Source organism: Ruegeria marisrubri, from assembly GCF_001507595.1.
GTDB lineage: Bacteria > Pseudomonadota > Alphaproteobacteria > Rhodobacterales > Rhodobacteraceae > Ruegeria > Ruegeria marisrubri.
This window is the reverse complement of record NZ_LQBQ01000037.1, coordinates 133,097-149,998: the sequence shown is the minus strand read 5'-3', so window position 1 is coordinate 149,998 and position 16,902 is coordinate 133,097. Positions and strand designations below refer to the sequence as shown.

At 64.7% G+C, this 16,902-nt stretch carries 18 protein-coding genes; 5 read left to right on the top strand and 13 right to left on the bottom strand.

Features of this window, described 5'->3' with window-relative positions; translation table 11 throughout:
• Positions 1 to 28: 28 nt before the first annotated feature.
• From rimI to AVO45_RS17260, 6 genes are all read right to left on the bottom strand, one after another.
• The gene (gene rimI, locus AVO45_RS17285; protein ID WP_082688860.1) at positions 29 to 442 is read right to left on the bottom strand and encodes a ribosomal protein S18-alanine N-acetyltransferase; all 414 of its coding nucleotides are present in this window, start codon (positions 440 to 442) and stop codon (positions 29 to 31) included.
• The gene (gene tsaB / locus AVO45_RS17280; protein ID WP_068349519.1) at positions 442 to 1,029 is read right to left on the bottom strand and encodes a tRNA (adenosine(37)-N6)-threonylcarbamoyltransferase complex dimerization subunit type 1 TsaB; all 588 of its coding nucleotides are present in this window, start codon (positions 1,027 to 1,029) and stop codon (positions 442 to 444) included. The genes rimI and tsaB overlap by 1 nt, the downstream gene beginning before the upstream one ends.
• On the bottom strand, positions 1,019 to 1,582 hold the full coding sequence (locus tag AVO45_RS17275; protein ID WP_068349517.1) for a NifU family protein: 564 nt from the start codon (positions 1,580 to 1,582) through the stop codon (positions 1,019 to 1,021). The genes tsaB and AVO45_RS17275 overlap by 11 nt, the downstream gene beginning before the upstream one ends.
• Before the next feature lie 83 nt (positions 1,583 to 1,665).
• Positions 1,666 to 2,121 (bottom strand): universal stress protein, encoded by a 456-nt coding sequence (locus AVO45_RS17270; RefSeq protein WP_068349516.1) that lies wholly within the window; start codon positions 2,119 to 2,121, stop codon positions 1,666 to 1,668.
• Between the two features lie 73 nt (positions 2,122 to 2,194).
• Positions 2,195 to 3,058, bottom strand: a complete 864-nt coding sequence (locus AVO45_RS17265; protein WP_068349514.1) for a branched-chain amino acid aminotransferase — start codon at positions 3,056 to 3,058, stop codon at positions 2,195 to 2,197.
• A gap of 63 nt (positions 3,059 to 3,121) precedes the next feature.
• A complete protein-coding gene (locus AVO45_RS17260) occupies positions 3,122 to 3,580 on the bottom strand; it encodes an Lrp/AsnC family transcriptional regulator (protein WP_068349513.1) in 459 nt (152 codons plus the stop codon).
• 137 nt (positions 3,581 to 3,717) lie between these two features.
• Here AVO45_RS17260 and AVO45_RS17255 point away from each other — a divergent pair, with 137 nt between their 5' ends.
• Positions 3,718 to 4,767: a Glu/Leu/Phe/Val family dehydrogenase gene (locus AVO45_RS17255; protein ID WP_068349511.1), complete on the top strand. Its 1,050-nt coding sequence runs from the start codon at positions 3,718 to 3,720 to the stop codon at positions 4,765 to 4,767.
• A 72-nt stretch (positions 4,768 to 4,839) separates the two neighbouring features.
• On the opposite strand, the gene trpS is transcribed toward AVO45_RS17255, so the two are convergent.
• Positions 4,840 to 5,868 carry a tryptophan--tRNA ligase gene (trpS, locus tag AVO45_RS17250; protein WP_068349509.1) on the bottom strand — a complete coding sequence of 343 codons (1,029 nt, stop codon included), beginning with the start codon at positions 5,866 to 5,868 and terminating at the stop codon, positions 4,840 to 4,842.
• 85 nt (positions 5,869 to 5,953) lie between these two features.
• On the opposite strand from trpS, the gene AVO45_RS17245 reads away from it, so the two are divergent.
• Entirely contained in the window at positions 5,954 to 6,640 is a 687-nt protein-coding gene (locus AVO45_RS17245; RefSeq protein ID WP_068349507.1) for a rhomboid family intramembrane serine protease, read from the top strand.
• A 27-nt stretch (positions 6,641 to 6,667) separates the two neighbouring features.
• Here AVO45_RS17245 and AVO45_RS17240 read toward each other — a convergent pair whose 3' ends face one another.
• From AVO45_RS17240 to AVO45_RS17220, 5 genes are all read right to left on the bottom strand, one after another.
• Entirely contained in the window at positions 6,668 to 6,859 is a 192-nt protein-coding gene (locus tag AVO45_RS17240; protein ID WP_068349505.1) for a YgaP family membrane protein, read from the bottom strand.
• 81 nt (positions 6,860 to 6,940) lie between these two features.
• On the bottom strand, positions 6,941 to 7,525 hold the full coding sequence (locus AVO45_RS17235; protein ID WP_068349503.1) for a Crp/Fnr family transcriptional regulator: 585 nt from the start codon (positions 7,523 to 7,525) through the stop codon (positions 6,941 to 6,943).
• Positions 7,522 to 9,063, bottom strand: coding sequence for a murein biosynthesis integral membrane protein MurJ (gene murJ, locus AVO45_RS17230; RefSeq protein ID WP_068349501.1), 1,542 nt, complete (start codon positions 9,061 to 9,063; stop codon positions 7,522 to 7,524). Before murJ ends, AVO45_RS17235 begins: the two co-directional genes overlap by 4 nt.
• A complete protein-coding gene (locus AVO45_RS17225) occupies positions 9,060 to 11,879 on the bottom strand; it encodes a [protein-PII] uridylyltransferase (protein ID WP_068349500.1) in 2,820 nt (939 codons plus the stop codon). Before AVO45_RS17225 ends, murJ begins: the two co-directional genes overlap by 4 nt.
• Complete coding sequence (locus AVO45_RS17220) at positions 11,839 to 13,014, bottom strand: penicillin-binding protein activator (RefSeq protein WP_068349498.1); 1,176 nt, start codon at positions 13,012 to 13,014, stop codon at positions 11,839 to 11,841. The genes AVO45_RS17225 and AVO45_RS17220 overlap by 41 nt, the downstream gene beginning before the upstream one ends.
• An 87-nt stretch (positions 13,015 to 13,101) precedes the next feature.
• On the opposite strand from AVO45_RS17220, the gene rsmI reads away from it, so the two are divergent.
• The 3 genes from rsmI to gshB all read left to right on the top strand — a co-directional run bounded on the left by rsmI (position 13,102) and on the right by gshB (position 15,335).
• Positions 13,102 to 13,968 (top strand): 16S rRNA (cytidine(1402)-2'-O)-methyltransferase, encoded by an 867-nt coding sequence (rsmI, locus tag AVO45_RS17215; protein ID WP_068349496.1) that lies wholly within the window; start codon positions 13,102 to 13,104, stop codon positions 13,966 to 13,968.
• A 1-nt stretch (position 13,969) separates the two neighbouring features.
• A complete protein-coding gene (locus AVO45_RS17210) occupies positions 13,970 to 14,341 on the top strand; it encodes a YraN family protein (RefSeq protein ID WP_068349494.1) in 372 nt (123 codons plus the stop codon).
• A gap of 61 nt (positions 14,342 to 14,402) precedes the next feature.
• A complete protein-coding gene (gene gshB, locus AVO45_RS17205; protein WP_068349493.1) occupies positions 14,403 to 15,335 on the top strand; it encodes a glutathione synthase in 933 nt (310 codons plus the stop codon).
• Here gshB and AVO45_RS17200 read toward each other — a convergent pair.
• The gene (locus AVO45_RS17200; RefSeq protein WP_068349491.1) at positions 15,332 to 16,846 is read right to left on the bottom strand and encodes a YifB family Mg chelatase-like AAA ATPase; all 1,515 of its coding nucleotides are present in this window, start codon (positions 16,844 to 16,846) and stop codon (positions 15,332 to 15,334) included. The two genes, gshB and AVO45_RS17200, sit on opposite strands and share 4 nt — an antisense overlap.
• Positions 16,847 to 16,902: the final 56 nt, after the last annotated feature.

The following is a 16,902-nucleotide window of genomic DNA, read 5'->3' as shown; positions in this document are numbered from 1 at the left end:
AGATGGTCCGAAATCCGCGAGGCTGCCCTTAGGGCAATGGGCGTTCCATCAGTATCGCATCCACGTTCGTTCCGGTGGGGCGCCGATAGTAGCCCTTGCGAATTCCGCAGCGCGTGTAACCGCAGCTTTCGTAGAGTGCAATGGCCGGAATGTTGTCAGCCGCCACGTCGAGAAAGGCGCGTTTCGCCCCGAGGCGCGCCGCCTCGTTCTGCCAGCTTTCCATCAGAAGGCGGGCAAGGCCCTTGCGCTGGTAGTAAGGGTGCGTGGCGATGGTCAGCAATTCGGCTTCGTCGGCGATCACTTGGAAGACGGCGAAACACTGGTTGTTCCCGACGCTGTGGGTGAAATTGTTGGACAGAAGCTCGCGAAACTCGTCCGCGCGCCAGGGGCGCGACTGGGTGAAGGCCGCCGCGTGGACGACCGCCATTTCTTCGGGGCTCATCAGTCCAGCAAGACCGGAGGGAGGTCGCGCGAAGGGGCCGCGTCCGCCGGTCTGACATAAAGTGGTGCGGGGGGGGCGGCCGTGTCGCGCCACCGCGAAGCCGCGACCCGCGCGACCGCTTCGGCAAGGGATGACGGTGTATCATCGACATGGAGCCGTCCGAGCGACTCCGCTTCGCTTGCGGGAAGCAGGGCCGGTGCCTGACCGGGCGCATGAACATAGAGTTGTTCTCGCGGGGCCGGAATCGCGGGCAGGTGCCCAGCCGGGGCATAGAGAGCCCGCGCCTCGAAGCCGGTCACGCCGACCGCCGGAATGCCAAGACCCAGCGCCAGTCCACGCGCGGCCGAAACCGAGATCCGGATGCCGGTGAAGTTTCCAGGGCCAACCCCCACACCGAGCGCGCGGATCTCGGCCCAGGACGCACCGGTGTCCGCCAGCAACTCCTCCAGCAAGGGCATCAACCGTTCGGCCTGTCCGCGTTTCATTTCCTCGGCGACGGATCGCACGATCCGATCCCCGTGCAACAAAGCGGCCGCGCAATGCGCGGCCGATGTGTCAAAACCGAGGATCAGGGCTTCAGACGGCAACGGGGCGCACCTCTGTCACCTCGGGGATGTAATGGCGCAGCAGGTTCTCGATCCCCATCTTCAGCGTCAGGGTCGAAGAGGGGCACCCGGCGCAGGCACCTTGCATGTGCAGGTAGACCACGCCGCGGTCGAACCCGTGGAAGGTGATGTCGCCGCCGTCCTGAGCCACGGCAGGGCGCACCCGGCTGTCCAGCAATTCCTTGATCTGGTTGACGATTTCGGAATCTTCACCACTGTGTTCCGCATGGCCCGAGGCGCCTTCGCCCTCGGCGCCCATCACCGGCTGACCGGACTGGTAATGCTCCATCACCGCGCCAAGAATGGCGGGCTTGATGTGATCCCATTCGACGCCTTCGGCCTTGGTCACGGTCACGAAATCATTGCCGAAGAAAACGCCGGTCACGCCGTTCACCGCAAAGATGCGGGCCGCCAGCGGCGATTTCACTGCCGCCTCGGCCGAGGGGAAATCGGCGGTGCCCACCTCCAGCACGGTCTGACCGGGCAGAAACTTCAGCGTTGCCGGGTTCGGGGTGGATTCGGTCTGGATGAACATTTGTGACTCCGTGATAGTTGACTTGGATATGCGCCGTCGGTTCTGCCAAGTCAAGAGTTTGGAATGATTCTAAGATTTCCGGTCTAGGTGATCTCTTCGAGCTTCTCCTTGCTCAGGTCGCCCGGCACGATGGTGATCGGGATCGGAAGACTCCCGGAATTCCGGCTGAGCTGGGTGATCAGGGGGCCCGGCCCCTTCTTGTCTGTCCCCGCGCCCAGAACCAGCACCCCGATTTCCGGGTCCGACTTGATATGGGCGATGATCTCGGGTACCGGTTCGCCTTCGCGGATCGCCAGTTCGGGCTCGATGCCCTGCTTGTCCCGCATCCACTTGGCAAAGACCTCGAAATGCGCGTGGATCCGTTCCCGCGCTTCTTCGCGCATGACTTCTCCGACGCCGATCCAGTGATTGAACTCGTCCGGCGGAATCACGGAAAGAATCGTCACGCCGCCGCCGGTATGCGCCGCACGCATGGCCGCGAAACGCATCGCGTTGAGGCATTCACGACTGTCGTCCAAGATGACCAGGAACTTGCGCATCGGTACCCTTTCTGTTTGCCGGGATCATGCCCGACCCAGGATTGGCTGGCAACAGAGTCGATGTAACGCACGATCAGCCGTGCGACGCGGCCCAGTCCCAATAAAGCTCGCGCGCGCGGCGCGCGATCGGCCCGATCTGGTATTGCGTGTCCTCGAATGCCGTCACCGGGGTCACCTTGTTCATGTTGCCCGACATGAACACCTCGTCCGCCCCGTGGAAATCCTCGAAGGTCAGCACGGCTTCGTGCACCTTCACGCCATCCTCGCGCAAGTTCTTCATGTGCCGCGCCCGCGTGATCCCCGCCAAGAAAGTGCCGTTGGCGATGGGGGTGAAAACCTCGCCATCCTTGACCATGAATATGTTGGCCGTGGCGGTCTCGGCCACGTTGCCCATCGCATCGGCCACCAGCGCATTGCCGAACCCCTTGGCACGCGCTTCGCGCAGCATGCGGGCATTGTTCGGGTACAGGCACCCGGCCTTTGCGTTGACCACGGCATTTTCCAGCACCGGGCGGCGGAAGCGGGTGGTGGTCAGCGTGACCGAGGCCGTCGGGGGCGCCAGGGGGATTTCCTCGAGACACACGGCGAAACCGGTCTTGTCCTCTTTCGGAACGATGGCCGTCGCATCTCCGTCGATTCCCCAATACATCGGCCGGATGTAAACGGCCTTGTCCCGGCCATAGGCTTCCAGCCCCTCGCGGATGATCTCGACCATCTGTTCGGTCGAGACCGTCGGGGTCAGCATCAGCGCCTCGGCGGACCGGTTGGTGCGGGCGCAATGCGCCTCGAGGTCGGGGGCCAGGCCATTGACATAGCGCGCGCCGTCGAACACCGACGAGCCCAGCCATGCGCCATGATCGGCAGCGCGCATGATCGGCGTGTCACCGTCATGCCATTTGCCATCGAAATAGGTGCGGATGTTCGTGCCCGTTGCCATTTTTCTCTCCATCGGTTTGGGCAGAGCGTAGGGCCGGGTGGGTCATAGGTCCAGACCTTTTCGTCAGTCCGGCATGGGCAGGGCTTCGCGTTTGACCATGGTGCGCAGGGCGAAGTTCGAGCGCAGGTTGCGAATGCCCGGAATCTGCATCAGCCGGTTCTCGAGAAAGGCATCAAAGGCCGACAGGTCCGGCGCCACGACCCGCAGCAGGATGTCGCGCGAGCCGGTCATCAGGTAACATTCCATGACCTCATCGCACAGGCGGATGGCGCGTTCGAAGGCATCGATGGCCGCGCGGTCCTGCTTGTCGAGTTCCACCGAGACAAAGATCGAAACGCCAAAGCCCAGCTTGCCCGGATCCACCTGCGCGGCGTATCCGGTGATGACTCCCTCCTTTTCCAGCCGGTCCAGGCGGCGCGAACAGGGGGTCGCCGACAGGCCCACGGATTCGGCCAGTTCGGTGATCGTCATGCGCCCGTTTTTCTGCAGGGCGCGTACAATCTTTCGGTCTATGCGGTCCATCGCGAAATGTCACCAAAATCCAATTCGAGATTGGTGAAAAACTCTAACATAAGACGGGTTGGCGGGCAATCTTGGTGAAAATCGCCACGATGTTTGTGGGAAAATCTGTGAACTCACCCGAGGAGAGATACAGAGACATGAAAATCACTACCGTCGATACACCCGAGCACGAGCAAGTCATCCGGTTCGAAGATGCAGCCAGTGGTCTGAAAGGGTTTATCGCCATTCATTCGACTCAGCTGGGCCCTGCTGCGGGTGGGGTTCGGATGCGGCCGTATGGACACCCGGACGAAGCCCTGAACGACGCGCTCCGCCTGTCGCGCGGAATGACCTACAAGAACGCCGCCGCCAATCTGCCCTTGGGGGGCGGAAAGGCCGTCATCATCGGTGACCCGGCAACGGAAAAGACGCCTGCGCTGTTGCGCGCCTTTGGCCGTGCGGTTCAAAGCCTCGAAGGCCGCTACTGGACCGCCGAGGACATGGGCATGAGCCCCGAGGACATGGCCCTGATCGGGCAGGAAACCCGTTTCGTGGCCGGTCTGGCGGATGGCGAGTTCGCCAGCGGCGACCCGTCGCCGATCACGGCCCGCGGCATCTTCAACGCGATCCGCACCACCGCGCGCCATCGCTTCGGTTCGGCGGACCTGACCGGCAAGACGGTTTCCGTGCAGGGGCTGGGCCATGTGGGCTATCACCTGTGCCGCCTGCTGCACGAGGCGGGCGCCAAGCTGATCGTCACCGATATCGATGCCGCGCAGGTTGCCGCGGTCGCCGGGGAATTCGGGGCCACGCCGGTGGCGCCCGACGAGATCTATGCGGTCGAGGCCGAAATTTTCGCCCCCTGCGCCATCGGCGCCGTGCTGAACGAAACCACCATTCCGCAGCTCAAGGTCGGCGCCGTCGCGGGCGGGGCCAACAACCAGCTTGCAACCGAAGAAGACGGTCAGCGCCTGCACGAGCGCGGCATTCTCTACGCGCCCGATTTCGTCGCCAATGGCGGCGGCATCATCAACGTGGCCACGGAAATCCTGCACATCGCCAACCGCGAGGAATGGGTTGCCGAAAAGCTCGAGGCGCTGGACCGGACCATGGACCGCATTCTCACCCGTGCGATCGCCCAGTCGGTCAGCCCGAACGACGTGGCCGAGGCGATCGTGCACGAGATCCTGCATCAAGAGGCCGCCTGAGAAGCGACCCGTTGAAAGAACTTGGGCCGCCCCTCGGGGCGGCCCTTTTTCTGTCTGGCGTCGAGACGGGGATCAGGCTGAGACAGCCCCGACCATGCCCACGATTTCGTAAGTGCGACGCAGGACCGGAACCGAGATCTCGCGGGCGCGCTCGGCGCCGCGGGCGAGGATCCGGTCGATCTCGGCCGGGTCGTCCATCAGCCGCGCCATCTCGGTCGAGATGGGCGACAGCTTGGCCACGGCCAGATCCGCCAGCGAGGGCTTGAAGGTGCCGAACATCTGCCCGGCATGTTCGGCGATCACCTGTTCGGGCGTCAGATCGGCCAGCGCCGCATAGATGTTCACCAGGTTGCGCGCCTCGGGGCGGTCCTCCAGCCCCTCCAGCGTTTCGGGCAGCGGGTCCGGGTCGGTGCGCGCCTTGCGGATCTTCAGCGCGATCGTGTCCGCATCGTCGGTCATGTTGATGCGGCTCATGTCCGACGGGTCGGATTTCGACATCTTCTTGGTGCCGTCGCGCAGGCTCATCACCCGGGTCGCGGCGCCTTCGATGACCGGCTCGGTCACCGGGAAGAAATCGACGCCATAGTCGTTGTTGAACTTGATGGCGATGTCGCGGGTCAGCTCGAGGTGCTGTTTCTGGTCTTCGCCCACCGGCACATGGGTGGCGTGATACAGCAGGATGTCCGCCGCCATCAGCGAGGGATACGCAAACAGGCCCAGCGAGGCGTTCTGCTGGTTCTTGCCGGCCTTGTCCTTCCACTGGGTCATCCGCTGCATCCAGCCCATGCGGGCGACGCAGTTGAAGATCCAGGCCAGCTGCGCGTGCTCGGGCACCTGGGACTGGTTGAACAGGATCGACTGTTCCGGGTCGATGCCGGCGGCGATGAAGCCCGCGCACAGTTCGCGCGTGTTGCGGGTAAGCGCGGCGGGATCCTGCCAGACGGTGATCGCGTGGAGATCGACCATGCAGTAGATGGTTTCGAACTCCGGTCCCTGCATTTCCACGAAGCGTTTCATCGCGCCCAGGTAGTTGCCCAGCGTCAACCCGCCCGAGGGCTGAATGCCGGAAAACACGCGCGGCGTGAACTTGGTTTCGGTCATGGAAGGGAACTCCCGTCTGGAAAAATGAGCCCCCGTCGCTTACCCATGAGGCCAAGGGACGTCAACCGCCGCGAAAGGCCAGCCCATGAGCAGTGACAATTACACACCCGCAGTGAACCCACTGCCGCCCGCCGTGGTGGCGCTGGTGCTGTTCATCATGGGGATCGAGTTGGCCTTTTCGCTGGGTGCCCGCGGGCTGGTCGGCGGACCCGAGGCCGTGGGCTGGCGGCTGTCCGCGATCCAGGCTTACGCCTTTTCCGCCGACATCCTCAACTGGATGATCGAGGTGGGGCGCTGGCCGGCCGAGCATGTGATCCGTTTCGTCACCTATCCCTTCGTGCATGGCAGCTTCACGCAGGCGCTTTTCGTCTGCGTCTTCGTTCTGGCCATGGGCAAGATGGTGGGAGAGGTCTTTGGCGGGTTCCAGATGCTCTTGATCTTTGTTCTGTCCGGTGTCGGCGGGGCGCTGGCCTATACGGTGTTTCTGGATCCGCGCTTTCCGCTGATCGGTGGCTTCCCGCCCGTTTACGGGCTGATCGGCGCGTTCACCTGGCTTCTGTGGCGCAGGTTGTCTCTGGTCGGGGAAAACCAGGGCCGCGCCTTCAACCTGATTGCCGTGCTGATGGGTATTCAGCTGCTGTTCGGCCTGCTCTTCGGCGGCACCTCGGACTGGGTGGCCGATCTGGGCGGCTTTGCAACCGGCTTTGGCCTGTCCTTCCTGGTCGCGCCCGGAGGCTGGGCGCGGCTCGTCAGCCGCCTGCGGCGGGATTGACCCGGCGCAGCGCCGGGTCGCACCACGTCATTTCTTCATCGGGCAGGTGCTGAGGCCAAAGATCCGGTACAGCGGGCAATAGCCCAGAAGACCGGTCAGCAGAGGCACAAGGCCAACCAGACCCCACATGGTCTGCGGCCCGGTGAAGGTCAGGGACAGAAGGATCAGGCCCAGAACAACACGGGCGGCGCGGTCGATGGTGCCTTCGTTGCGGATCATTGCGGAACTCCTTTTCGGATCGATTGGATTCGATTTGCGAACCCGTTCTGCCCTGTTCCGCGTTTGCAGTCGGTGACAGTGTCACCGTTCATCTGCGGCAAGTCGTTCCAATCCGGCCCGGTCCAGCAGGCTGATCCGGCCCCGCGCCAAGGCCACAAGCCCCTGTCGCGCGAATTCGGCCAGACGCCGGCTGACAAAGGCGCGGCCCGATGCGGTTTCGGCCGCCAGCGCGTCATGGGTCGCGTGCACCACGTCGTGCCGCGCCAGACGCAGCAGAACCCGGGCGAGCCGGGCATCGAACCCTGTCAGCGCCACATCCTCGACCAGTTGCTCGAAATCGGCAAAGCGCCGGGCCACGGCGCCCAGAACCTCGGCACGGAATGCGTCATCGCTCGCCATTGCCCGGCGAAAGCTGTCATGCGGCAGGATTTCCCCCTTGATCGGGGTTTCCGCGACGCCCTCGGCGGAATAGCTGCGCCCTTCGGTCAGGCAGGCGAAGGTCTGCAGGCAGACATCGCCGGGGCCGACGCGATAGAGCACCACCTCGCGCCCGTTCGCGGCGGTCAGGCTGACCCGGATCGATCCCTCATGCAGCCGGACATATCCGGGGCATTCCTGACCGGGGCGAAAAAGGACCGTTCCGGCGGGACATTCCAGCTTGCTCATGACCGGCGCAACGCTCCCCTGAGTTCCGAGATGCGGAATGCGCCCAGCATCTGGGCTGCGATGAAATAGACAAGCCCGGCGCAAACGACCAACCCCAACAGCGCCAGGTAGCGCCAGCTTGGAACCTCGAAGGCCCAGCCGAACATCTGCACGATGGCGAAAAGCGCGGCCCCCATGATCGCCGAGGCCGCCACGATGCGCCATGCCCGCGCATGAAAGCGGGCATCGAACCGGGCCACCTCTCCCATGCGGCGCGAGCCGAGGACCAGCAGGCCGACCATCACCCAACCGGCCACCGAGGTGGCGATCGCCGGGGCAATCCACCCCACCAATGGATAGAGGCCGAAGGCCAGCCCGGCATTGACCACCATCGCGACGACCGCGTAGCGGAAGGGCGATTTCGTGTCCTCGCGCGCAAAAAACAGCGGCTGCAGCAGTTTTTGCAGCATGAAAGAGGGCAGGCCGATCCCGTAGATCGCAACGGCCAAGGCGGTGGCCGCGCTGTCATCCGGGCCGAACTGCCCGCGCTCGAACAGGACCGAGACCAGCGGCAGCGGCGCAACCATCAGCGCGACCGTCGACGGGATGGTCAGCAGCAGCGAGAACTCTCCGGCCCGCGACAGGGCGTTGCGGGCACCGTCATCGTCGCCCGCCCGCAGGCGTCTGGACAGGTCGGGCAGCAGGACGATGCCCACGGCGATGCCGACGACCCCCAGGGGCAGCTGATACAGCCGGTCGGCCGCAAACAGCCAGCTGACCGCCTTTTCGGTCTTGGAGGCAACCAGTTGCCCGACGACAAGATTCACCTGCGTCACCCCCATGGCCAGTGCGGCTGGAACGGCCACGCGGAACATGCGCCGCATTTCCGGGGTGAGGCGCGGCAGGCCGGGGCGAATGCGGATGCCGGCCCGCTCTGTCGCGACCCAGACCAGAGCAAGCTGCGCGACACCGGCCAGCGGTATCACCCAGATCAGCCACATGACGACCTCGCCGCCCGAGAGGGCGCCGGCGACCATGGCGGCGCAGGCGAAGATGTTCAGCAGCACCGGTGCCGCAGCGGCGGCGGCGAACCGGCCGGTCGCGTTCAGAACGCCCGAGAACAGGGCGGCCAGCGACATGAACAGGATATAGGGGAACACGACATAGCCATAACTGACCGCCAGGTCGAAGCGCTCGTCACCATAGAACCCTTCGGCCGTGATCCAGACCAGCGCGGGCATGAAGATCATCGCCAGACCGATCAGCGCCAGCACCGCCGCATTGAGCAGGTTGAACGCGTCCTGCGCGAAACCCTCGGCATCTTCCTCGCCCTCCAGCCGCTTGGAGAACATGGGCACGAAAGCCGCGTTGAACGCGCCTTCGGCAAAGAACCGGCGGAACATGTTGGGCAGGCGAAAGGCGGCGACGAAAGCATCCATCACCGGGCCCGGGCCGATGAAGGCGGTCAGCAGCACCTCGCGCAGGAACCCCAGGACCCGGCTGGCCAGAGTCCAGAAGCCGACCGTGAACAGGCCCGAGATCAGACGGATCTGCTTCATGAAGCCGCGCGCTCCGCGCCTTCGGCAATGGCTTTGCGCAGCTTGGCCTCGAGGCCGCGCTGCTTGGCCTCGGAATGGTATTTCAGACCGAACATGTCCTTGACATAGAAGGTATCCACGACCTGCTCGCCATAGGTCGCGATGACGGCGTTGGCGATATAGACATTCGCCGCCGCCAGCGTGCGTGCCAGATCATACAGCAGGCCGGGCCGGTCGCGGGTGTCCACCTCGATGATCGTGTAGATTTCGGACCCCTCGTTGTCGAAGGTGATATGGGTCGGAACGTTGAACGCCTTTTCCCGTTTCTTGATCTTGTCGCGGGACTTCAGGGCATCGCGTGCGACCACCTCACCCTTGAGCGTCTTGTGGATCATCTGGGTCAGGCGGGGCAGGCGGGACGCCTCGAAGGGGTGGCCCTCGGCATCCTGAATCCAGAAGGCGTCGGTAACGTAGCCGTCCTTGGTGGTGTAGCTGCGCGCATCCACCACGTTGGCCCCGACCAGGGCCAGGGCGCCGGCAATGCGTGCGAAAATGCCCGGATGGTCGGTCATGGCGAAACAGGCGCGGGTCGCGTCGCGGTCTTCGTCCGGATCCAGATGGATCTCCATCGCGCCGGGATCGCCGCTGGCCTCGAGCGCCCGCAGCATCTTGGCGAACTCCATATGGGTCGACAGGTTGAGGCCCTGCCAATACGGGTCGTAATGCCGTGAGGTCTCGGCCTTGAGATCGGCCTTGGGCCAGTCTGACAGCGCCTCGCGCAGGGCCTTCTTGGCCTCGGCGCCGCGATTGGCGCGGTTGAGGTCCTCCATCCCGGTTTCCAGCGCGCGCTTGGTTTCCGCGTGCAGGGCCCGCAACAGAGTGGCCTTCCAGTTGTTCCAGGTGTTCGGGCCGACGCCGCGGATGTCGCAGACCGTCAGAACCGTCAGAAGGTCCAGCCGTTTGACGGTTTTCACGGCCTTGGCAAAATCCCGCACCGTGCGCGGGTCGGAAATGTCGCGTTTCTGCGCCATGTCCGACATCAGCAGGTGATAACGCACCAGCCATTCGACCGTTTCACATTCCTTCTTGTTCAGCCCCAGCCGCGGCGCGACCTTGCGGGCAATCTTGGCGCCCAGGATCGAGTGATCCTCGGGCCGCCCCTTGGCGATGTCATGCAACAGCAGGGCGACATACAGAACCTTGCGGTTCACGCCGCGCTTCAGGATCGACGAGGCCAGCGGCAGTTCCTCGACCAGTTCGCCCCGTTCGATCTGGGCCAGGTTGATGATGCACTGGATGGTATGCTCGTCCACCGTGTAGCTGTGATACATGTTGAACTGCATCATCGCCACGATCGGCTCGAACTCGGGGATGAAGGCCGACAGCACGCCCAGTTCGTTCATCCGGCGCAGGGCGCGTTCGGGGTTGCCATGTTTGAGCATCAGATCAAGGAAGATGCGCTGCGCCTCCTTGTCGTTGCGCATCTCGTCGTCGATCAGGTGCAGGTTGGCCGTCACCAGCCGCATCGCGTCCGGGTGGATCAGCATCCCCGTGCGCAGGCCCTCTTCGAAAAGGCGCAGAAGGTTCACCTTGTCCGAGAGGAATTTCCTGGGGTCGGCCACCGCAAGGCGACCATGCACCACCTTGTAGCCCGGCTTGACCTTCCGGCGGCGGCGGAAGATGCGTTCGAGCAGGGGTTCGCTTTTGACATGCGCCGCTTCCAGCTTGGTCAGGAAGATCCGTGTCAGCTCTCCGACCTGGGTGGCTTCGCGAAAGTATCTCTGCATGAAGATCTCGACCGCGCGCCGGCCGGCCCGGTCCTCGTAGCCCATGCGCTCGGCCACCTCGACCTGCAGATCGAAGGTGAGCTGTTCGCTCGCCCGGCCCGTCACCAGATGCAGATGCGAGCGCACCGCCCACAGAAACTCCTCGGCCTGAACGAACGTGTCGAACTCTTCACGGGTGAACAGGCCCAGCGGCACCAGCTCGGCAACGTCGTGAACGCCGTAGATGTATTTCGCGATCCAATAGAGCGATTGCAGGTCGCGCAGCCCGCCCTTGCCCTCCTTGACGTTGGGCTCGACCATGTATCGCTCGCCCTGCTTGTGGTGGCGCTCTTCGCGCTCCTTGAGCTTGGCCTCGATGAACTCCCGCCCTGTTCCCTTGAACAGCTCGTTCCTGAGTTGCCGGTCCAACTCGTCCGCCAAGGGTTTGTGGCCAGCCAGGAAACGCTGTTCCAGCATGGCGGTGCGAATGGTGAAATCCTCGGCCCCCAGTCGCAGGCAGTCCTTGATGGTGCGCGAGGAATGCCCGACCTTCAGCCGCAGATCCCACAGCATGTAGAGCATCGACTCGATGACGCTTTCGGCCCAGGCGGTGATCTTGTAGGGCGTCAGGAACAGCAGATCGACATCCGAAAACGGCGCCATCTCGCCCCGGCCATAGCCGCCCACGGCCAGAATGGCGATCCGCTCACCCTGGGTCGGGTTGGGCAGGGGGTGCAGCACCTCGCCCGCGACGTGAAGAGCCGTGCGCACCAGCCCGTCCGTCAGATAGGTATAGGCCCGCGTCAAAGGGCGCGCCGCGAACGGTTGCCGGGCGAAGGCTTCGGCAATCGCGGCGCGGCCGGATTTCTGAACGTCCCGCAGAACGCGCACCGCCTCGGCCCTCAGGGTCGCGTTGTCCTCGCAGGTCTTCGCGGCCTCCGCGATCTTGCGGGCAACGTCTTCGGCATCAAAGATCGACTCGGGCGGACAGATCAGTTCACCATCCGGCAGCGGGAGGCCGACTGACAGATCAGAAGCCGGCACCGGAGAAACTTTGTGGGGCAGGGTCAATCACAACCACCTGTTTGTTCTGGATCGTGGCCACGGCGAGCCCCCTCTCATTGGTGCCGTCCGGCAGCAAACGGAAGATGCCGCCAACACCTTGGAAACCCGCGCTCTGGGTCAGCGCGGCACCGGTCAGGGCGTTCGACTTGCCCGATCCGACCAGCGCGCCGATGGCCGCGATGCCGTCATAGGCCAGCCCGCCGATCGGATGCGGGGCGCCGCCATAGGTCGCCTGATACCGCGACCGGAAGGTCTGCGCCTTGACCGGGTCGGGCAGGGCGAACCAACCACCCTGCACGCCGGGCAGTTCCAGCGTCTGAGCGGGGATGTCCCATCGTGTCAGGCCGATGAACTGCGTCGTCGCCGGGGAAATGCCGGCCTCGGGCAGCAACTGGCTGTAGAGCGGCAGGGCGCCCGCCGTCGTGGCGGTCAGGAAGATCGAGTCGGCGCCCGAGGCGTCAACCGTGGCCTTGATCGTCGGGACCGAGGCGATGACCCCCTGCTGAGACCGTTCGTAGGCAACGCTGCCGGCACTTCTGACGCTTGTGCCGCCGATGGCTTTTTCGATCGCGGCACGGCCCAGCAGGCCGGCATCGTCATTGCTGTGGACGACGACCATGTTCCTTTTGCCTTGCCGCGCGGCATAGCGCACCAGGCGGTTCGCCGTGTTGTCGAAGGTCGGCCCCAGCACGAAGACGTTGCCGCCCGCGATGTTGGTGTTGTTGGAAAAGGACAGGACGTTGACGTTCTTGTTCAGAACCGCAAGGCCGGCGGAGTTGGCCGCCTGGGCATAGACCGGTCCCAGAATGATCTTCGCGCCATCGGCGACGGCCTGCTGGGCCACCGCAGCCGCTGTATTGGCATCGCCCGCCGTGTCATAGACCCGCAGGTCGATCTGCACGTTCTGCAGATCGGCCATGGCCAGCCGGGCCGAGTTTTCGAGGCTCTGGGCCAGAACGGCATCCCCCGACTGCGCCGATCCGCGCGGCACCAGAAGCGCCACGGGCACGGGCTCGGAGGTGTTGATCGACGGGCCGCCGGTGTTGACTGCCCCCGGTTCGCAGGCGGAAAGAAACGCTGCGGTGGCCAGCGCAATGGCGGAAAGGGCCAGCTTGCGGGCGGGCTTGAAAACGGCAAGCATCTAAATCAAAACTCCCTGATCCGGCGGTCTGAATAGCCGCGCCTTGTTGAGCCGCGATAATAAACGTCACACAGAAGGGGTCCAGCATTGAATTTTCAAAAAACCAGTTTGGCGCCCGGTCTGTATTTTGTTGCCACTCCGATCGGAACCGCGCGCGACATTACGCTCAGGGCGCTGGATATTCTGGCCTCGGCGGACATGATCGCGGCCGAAGACACGCGCAGCCTGCGGCGGCTGATGGAAATTCACGGCATCCCGCTCGAAGGGCGGCGCATCCTGGCCTATCACGACCACAGCGGCGCCGGGGCGCGCGGCAGGATTCTCGAAGCCCTGGAGACCGGGCAATCGGTGGCCTATGCCTCCGAGGCCGGTATGCCGCTGATTGCGGACCCAGGTTATGATCTGGGCCGCACGGCGGCCGAGGCCGGGCATATGGTGACCTGCGCGCCCGGGCCATCGGCCGTTCTGACGGCCCTCACCCTGGCGGGGCTGCCGACCGATGCGTTCTTTTTTGCGGGATTTTTGCCGAACGCGACGGGCGCCCGCAAATCCCGCCTTGAGGCGCTGCGGGACATCCCCGGAACGCTGGTCTTTTACGAATCGCCCAAGCGGGTCGCGGCCAGCCTGGCGGACATGGCCAACATCCTCGGCGCGGACCGCCAGGCGGCGCTTTGCCGGGAACTGACCAAGAAATTCGAAGAGATCCGGCGCGGCTCGTTGCAGGAGCTTGCCTCGGAATACCAGGGCGCATCGGTCAAGGGTGAGGTCGTGCTGCTCGTGGACCGGGCGCGTTCACAATCCGTTAGCGAAGCGGACATAGAAACGGATCTGAGGGCCGCATTGGAAACCCACTCGGTGCGGGACGCGGCGGATCTGGTGTCTGAAATGCACAACCTGCCACGGCGTCCGATCTACCAACTGGCCCTGAAGCTGGGCAAAGACGGAAAGGGATGACATGGCGACGCGGCAAGCCAGAGGCACGGTGGCCTATCACGCGGGACTTGCGGCCGAACTGCGAATCGCGGCGGATTACGAAAGGCGCGGTTTCGCCATCGCGCACCAGCGTTGGCGCGGCGCCGGGGGCGAGATCGACCTGATCGCGCGCGACGCGGATGGCATCGTCTTTGTCGAGGTCAAGAAAAGCGCGGATTTCGACCGCGCCGCACAGCGCCTGACCCGCCGCCAGATCGGACGCATCCTTGTTTCGGCTGAACAATTTCTGGCCGGTGAACCGCAAGGCCAGCTGACGAATACCCGGTTCGATGTTGCCTTGGTGGATTCCGCCGGCTCTTTCCGGATCATCGAAAACGCCTTTGGCCAACCCTGATCGCCATTGAACCCTCTGCCGCGCTGGGCCATGTATCGGGCGTGACTATGAGGTATGCACCATGAAGATCGCCTTTCAGATGGACCCGATCGGGGCCGTGGACATCAACGCAGACAGCACCTTCCGCCTGGCCGAAGAGGCGCAGGCGCGTGGTCACGATCTGTTTTTCTATGGCCCGGACCATCTGGCCTATCAGGAGGGGCGGATCACCGCGCGCGGCCACGACATGACGGTGCAGCGCGTGCCGGGCGATCCGGCTGTTCTGGGGCCGCTGCGCGAGGTCGATCTGGCCGAGTTCGGCGTGGTCTGGCTGCGGCAGGATCCGCCGTTCGACATGCACTACCTCACCTCGACCTATCTGCTGGACCGTCTAAAGGGGCAGACTTTGGTGGTGAATGACCCGTTCTGGGTGCGGAACTACCCCGAAAAGCTGCTGGTCCTGGAATTCCCGCACCTGACCCCGCCCACGACCATCGCCCGCGATCTGGAAACGATCCGCGAGTTCAAGGCGCGGCACGGTGATGTCATCCTCAAGCCGCTCTACGGCAATGGCGGCGCGGGCGTGTTCCGGCTGGATGAAAACGACCGCAACCTGTCGGCGCTCTACGAATTGTTCACCGGATTCTCGCGCGAGCCGCTGATCGTTCAGAAATTCCTGCCCGACGTGAGCAATGGCGACAAGCGGGTGATCCTCGTGGATGGCGAGCCCGTGGGCGCGATCAACCGGGTTCCGGCGCCGGGCGAGACGCGCTCGAACATGCATGTGGGCGGACGCCCCGAAAAGATCGGCCTGAGCGAGCGCGATCTGGCAATCTGCGCCGAGATCGGGCCGTTGCTGAAGGAAAAGGGCCAGGTGTTCGTCGGCATCGACGTGATCGGCGACTACCTGACCGAGATCAACGTGACCTCGCCCACCGGCATTCAGGAGCTGGAGCGTTTCAACGGCGTGAACATCGCCGAACAGATCTGGCAGGCCATCGAAGCCAAATTCTAGGCAGCCACCTTGGCGCTGATGCGGAAACTCAGCGCCTCGGCGACATGCGGGCGGCGGACGTCCGGCGCGCCTTCCAGATCGGCGATGGTGCGCGCCACCCGCAGGATGCGGTGATAGGCGCGGGCCGACAGGCCGAACTGATCGGACGCCTTCAGCAAAAGCGCGCGGCCTTCGGCATCGGGGGCGGCGATCTCTTCCAGTATCTGGCCTTCGGCATCGGCGTTCTGCCGGATCGAGGGGTGCTCGCGATAGCGGTCGGCCTGAACCTCGCGCGCGGCCAGGACGCGGGCGGCGACGGTGGCCGAAGTGTCACCCGAAGGCGGCAGGTCAAGGTCGGCATAGCCCACGGGCGGCACTTCGAGGCGCAGGTCGAACCTGTCCATCAACGGTCCCGAGATCCGGCCAAGGTAGTCCTCGCCGCAATTCGGCGCCCGGCTGCAGGCCTTCGAGGCATCCGTCAGGTATCCGCATTTGCAGGGGTTCGCCGCAGCAACCAGCATGAAGCGGCAGGGGTATTTCACGTGTGCGTTGGCCCGCGCGACCATCACTTCGCCGGTTTCGATGGGCTGCCGCAGGGTTTCGAGAACGGTGCGCGGAAACTCCGGGAACTCGTCCATGAACAGAACCCCGTTATGGGCCAGCGAGATCTCGCCGGGTTTCGCGCCCTTGCCGCCCCCGACGATCGCGGCCATCGACGCGGTGTGATGCGGCTCTCGAAAGGGCCGGGCGCGGCTGATGCCGCCCTCGTCCAGCAGGCCGCAGAGCGACTGGATCATCGAGGTCTCCAGCGCCTCGGCGGCGGTGAGCGGCGGCAGGATGCCGGGGATGCGCGCGGCGAGCATGGATTTTCCCGATCCGGGACTGCCGATCATGATCAGGTGGTGACGGCCCGCCGCCGCGATTTCCAGCGCGCGCTTGGCCCGTTCCTGCCCCTTCACGTCGCGCAGATCGCGTGCGCAGGGGGTTTGGTCAACCTCGCCGGGTCTCGCCGCAGGCAGGGGCGACTGGCCCGAGAAATGCCGCACGACGGCACCAAGGCTCTCGGCTCCGATCACCTGCGCTGCTCCGACCCAGGCGGCCTCGGCGCTCGAGGCGCGGGGGCAGATCAGGGCGCGGTCTTCGGCCGCGGCCGTCATGGCAGCGGGCAGCGCCCCGACCACGGGCATCAGTGTTCCGTCCAGCGACAGCTCGCCCAGGGCGACGCTGCTTTCGACCGCGTCCAGCGGGATGATCTCGATGGCCGCCAGCAGCGCCAAGGCGATCGGCAGGTCGAAATGGCTGCCTTCCTTGGGCAGGTCGGCGGGCGACAGGTTGATGGTGATGCGTTTCGAGGGCAGGGCGATCGCCATGGCACTCAGCGCGCTGCGGACGCGCTCGCGGGCTTCGGACACGGCCTTGTCGGGCAGGCCGACGATCGAAAAGGCGGGCAGGCCGGGGGCGACGGCGCATTGCACCTCGACCGGCCGGGCTTCGACCCCCTGGAACGCGACGGTATGGGCGCGGGCGACCATGGCTCTCCTGCTCGTGGTAAACAGGAGATTGCTAGCCCGCCCGCGGTTTAGGAAGC